3 protein-coding genes are annotated in these 3,812 nt (G+C 73.6%); all 3 read left to right on the forward strand.

Features of this window, described 5'->3' with window-relative positions:
• The coding region (locus tag CCN51_RS49140; protein WP_086861095.1) for an AMP-binding protein at nt 1-2,010 on the forward strand (2,010 nt) is incomplete at its 5' end.
• Nucleotides 2,000-2,809 (forward strand): SDR family oxidoreductase, encoded by an 810-nt coding sequence (locus CCN51_RS49145; RefSeq protein WP_014179425.1) that lies wholly within the window; start codon nt 2,000-2,002, stop codon nt 2,807-2,809. The genes CCN51_RS49140 and CCN51_RS49145, both read left to right, overlap by 11 nt.
• 32 nt (nt 2,810-2,841) lie before the next feature.
• The coding region (locus tag CCN51_RS49150) for an FAD-dependent monooxygenase (RefSeq protein WP_086861097.1) at nt 2,842-3,812 on the forward strand (971 nt) is incomplete at its 3' end.

The following is a 3,812-nucleotide window of genomic DNA, read 5'->3' on the forward strand; positions in this document are numbered from 1 at the left end:
AGCAGCGCCTCCTCGCGCAGCAGCGGATTGACCACCGCCACCACGTTTCCGCTGCGCGAGGAGGCGCTGCTGCACACCCTGTCGGTGAGCGAGGCGCGGCTGGCGCTGGTGGACGCCGGGCTGTACGCGCGGCTCGCCCCGGTGCGCGACCGGCTGCCCGCGCTACGGGAGGTGGTGCTGATCGGCCCGGTCGCGCCCCCGGGGACCGGGCCGGGCGTCGCGCGCCTCGACGGTGTCCTGGAGAACATGGAGAATCGGACGCTCGTCGGGCCGCCGGGCGCGGTGAGCCCGGACGACGTGGTGTGCGTCCAGTTCACGAGCGGGACGACGGGGCTGCCCAAGGCCGTCCGGCTCACCCATCGCAACCTGGTCGTCAACGCCGCGCAGATCGCCGAGGCACACCGCCTCGGCCATGGCTCGGTCGCCCTCAACCACCTGCCCACCTACCACCCCATGCATCTCAACTCGGCCCTGTTCGCGGGCGCCACACAGGTGCTGTGCGCCGCGCCCGACCCGATCGACGCGGTCGAGGCCGCCAACCGCCACTGCGCCACGCACTTCTACAGCCTTCCGGTCCGCCTCGCCCGGCTCGCCGCCGCCCCCGCCCTTGACGGGCTGCGGCTCGCGACCGTGCGGCAGATCGCGTCCGGCGGATCGGCGCTGCCGGTGCGGGACGCGACGCGGCTGGCCGAGCGGTTCGGGGTGCCGGTGTTCCAGGGGTACGGGCTCGCCGAGACCTCCCCGCTGACCCACAGCGACGACCCCGGCCGCCCGGTGCCCGGCTCGGTGGGCCGCCCGGTGGCCGGCACCGAGTGCCGGGTCGTGGACGTCGAGCGCCGTACGGTGCTCGCGCCCGACGAGGCGGGAGAGGTGCAGGTGCGCGGCCCGCAGGTGATGAAGGGCTACCTCGGCGGCCCGGACGGCACCGGCCTGGAGGACGGCGGCTGGTTCTCCACCGGCGATGTCGGGCGGATCGACGGGGAGGGACGGCTGTTCCTGGTCGACCGGCTCGGGGACACCTTCAAATGCGACAACTTCCTCGTCGCCCCGACGGAGATCGAGCAGGTGCTGCTCGGCCATGAACTGGTCCGCGAGGCCGTGGTCTTCGGCCTGCCGGACGCCGCGCGGGGCGGGCTCGCCGCCGCGCTGGTGGTGCTTCAGCCGCGTGCGACCGGCCCGGACGAGGGCCGCTTGGCAGCCATTGGGGCGGCCGTGGCCGATCAGCTCCCGTACTACCAGCGGCTTCACCACATCGAGGCGGTGGACGCCATCCCGCGCAACGCGAACGGAAAGGTGCAGCGCCGCGCCCTGCGCGACGCCCTCATCACACGCCTCCAGACACGAACCCCTGACCACGCTCCTGTCCGAACCCAGGAAGGCCGTACCGTGGACCACCCGACCGGTCTGTTCACCGTCATCAACACTTTCACGCTCAAGGACCACGGCCGGGCCGATGAGTTCGAGCGGCGTTTTCTCGACCATGTGGCGTGGATGCGCGCCCAGGAGGGCTTCGACTCACACCAGGCGGTGCGGCTGGTGGAGCGGCCCGGGGCGTACATCAACCTCGGCCGCTGGCGTTCGCCCGAGTCCTTCCAGCGGGTGCGGGGCAGCGAGGTGTTCCAGGCACACGCCAAGGAGTTCCACGAAGTGGTGGAGGTGGACGCCGACCCGTCCCGCAATGTGCTGCGTACGGGCGGCGATGTCACGGAGGGCGCGCCGGTGGTGGTCGTCGAACGGCTGGGCATTGAGGGTGCTGGGCTCAGCCTCGACGCGTTCGACGACTCCTACCGGGAGTACGCCCGCGCCCTGACGGCGCGGCCGGGCTTTCTGCACGCCGACTTCAGCCGGTCGCTGACACGGCCCGGCAACTACACCTTCGTCACCTGGTGGTCGGACGCGGAGGCCTGGCGGGCGGCCCGCGCCGACGCCCCGGCCTTCGGCACGGCCGAGTGCGCCGTGCACCTCGCCGCGCAGGCCGCGGTGGGGAAAGCGGCGGATCGTGTCGGCTGAGGCACCCAGGCCCGCGGAGCCCGAGCCCGCGGAGGCCGGTGCCGAACCGGCCACGCTGGGGCTCGACGGGAAGGTCGCGCTGGTGACGGGGGCGACGCGCGGCGTCGGGTTCGCGGTGGCCCGCAAACTGGTCGCCGCGGGCGCCCAGGTGATCCTCGACTACGCGCACAGCGAGGCGGACGCCGAACGCGCGCTCCGCGACCTGTCGGGGCTCAAGGGCAGCGCGATCGCCCGGCGGGCGGATGTGACCAGCCCCGAGCAGCTGCACACGCTGCTGGCCGAGGTGCGCGAGCGGTACGGCCGACTGGACATCTTTGTGCACAGCGTCGCGTCCTGGCATCCGATGCCGGCCGTCGGGGCGCGCCCCGACGGCGTACGGGCCGACCTCTCGGCTGCCCTGGACCCGCTGCTGCACGGTGCCTCAGCGATCGCCGACCTGATGGCGTACGGGCCCGGGCGGATCGTCGCGGTGTCCAGCAGCGGCGCCCACCGGGCCGTGCCGCGCTATGTCGGCCCCGGCATCGCCAAGGCGGCGCTGGAGAGCCTGGTGGGCTATCTCGCCGTGGAGCTGGCGGGCCGCCGGATCGCGGTCAACGCGGTCGCCACCGCGAAGCTCGACAAGGGTCCTGATACCCCCGACCCGGCGACCGCCGCGGCGCTGGCCGCGCGCACCCCCGGCGGCCGGCTGACCACGCCGGCCGATGTCGCCGATGTGGTGGCCCTGCTGTGCACGGCGGAGGCGGGCTGGATCCAGGGCCAGGTGATCACCGCGGACGGCGGTCTGGGGCTGCGCGCGTGAGCGCACCCGCGGCGCGTCAGAAGGGAGCGCAGGTGGCCGAGGAGGAGTTCGACACCGATGTGTGCGTGGTCGGCGGCGGCCCGGCCGGGCTGGTCCTGGCGCTGCTGATGCTGCGCTCCGGGGTGCGGGTGACGGTGGTGGAGCGCTCCCGTACGCACCACCGGGAGTTCCGCGGCGAGATCCTGCAGCCCGGCGCGATGGCGCTGCTGGACGACCTCGGCGTACTGGCCGGGGCCCGGGCGCGCGGCGGACACGAGCACGACCGGTTCCGCCTGGTCGAGGGGGACCGTGTGCTGCTGGAGGCCGACTACCGGCTGCTGCCCGCCCCGTACGACCACCTGCTGAGCATCCCGCAGGCGCATGTGCTGGACGAACTGCTCGCGCACTGCCATCGCTTCACCGGTTTCCGCTGGCTGGACGGGCGGCGGGTCGGCGGTCTTGTCCGCCGGGAGGGCCGCGTCGCCGGTGTCACGGCCGCCGGGCCGGTGGGCCCGTGCACCGTACGGGCCCGGGTGGTCGTCGGCGCGGACGGCCGCTATTCGCGGATCCGGCGGCTGGCGGGCATCGGGGCGGGGCGCACGGAGGCGTTCGCCCACGATGTGCTGTGGTTCAAGCTCAAGGAGAGCCACAACCAGAGCAAAAGCAACAGTGTCGAGCCGCCCGTCCGCGATGTGCGGGTGTTCCGCGCCGGCGGCAGCCCCGTACTCGTCTACGCCTCGTGGCCCGACCGCATCCAGGTCGGCTGGACCCTGCCGCACAAGGGCTATCGCGATATCGCCGGACAGGGCCTGGACCACGTCAGGGACGAGCTCTGCCGCGCCGTGCCGCCGTACGCCCACCTCATCCGCGAACAGATCCGCTCGCAGGGTGACCTCAGCCTGCTGGACGTGTTCTCGTCGCGGGCCGAGCGCTGGGCCGACGACGGTCTTGTGCTGATCGGCGACGCCGCCCACACCCACAGCCCGATCGGCGCCCAGGGCATCAACCTCGCCGTCCAGGACGC

The organism is Streptomyces milbemycinicus, assembly GCF_002154605.1.
GTDB lineage: Bacteria > Actinomycetota > Actinomycetes > Streptomycetales > Streptomycetaceae > Streptomyces > Streptomyces milbemycinicus.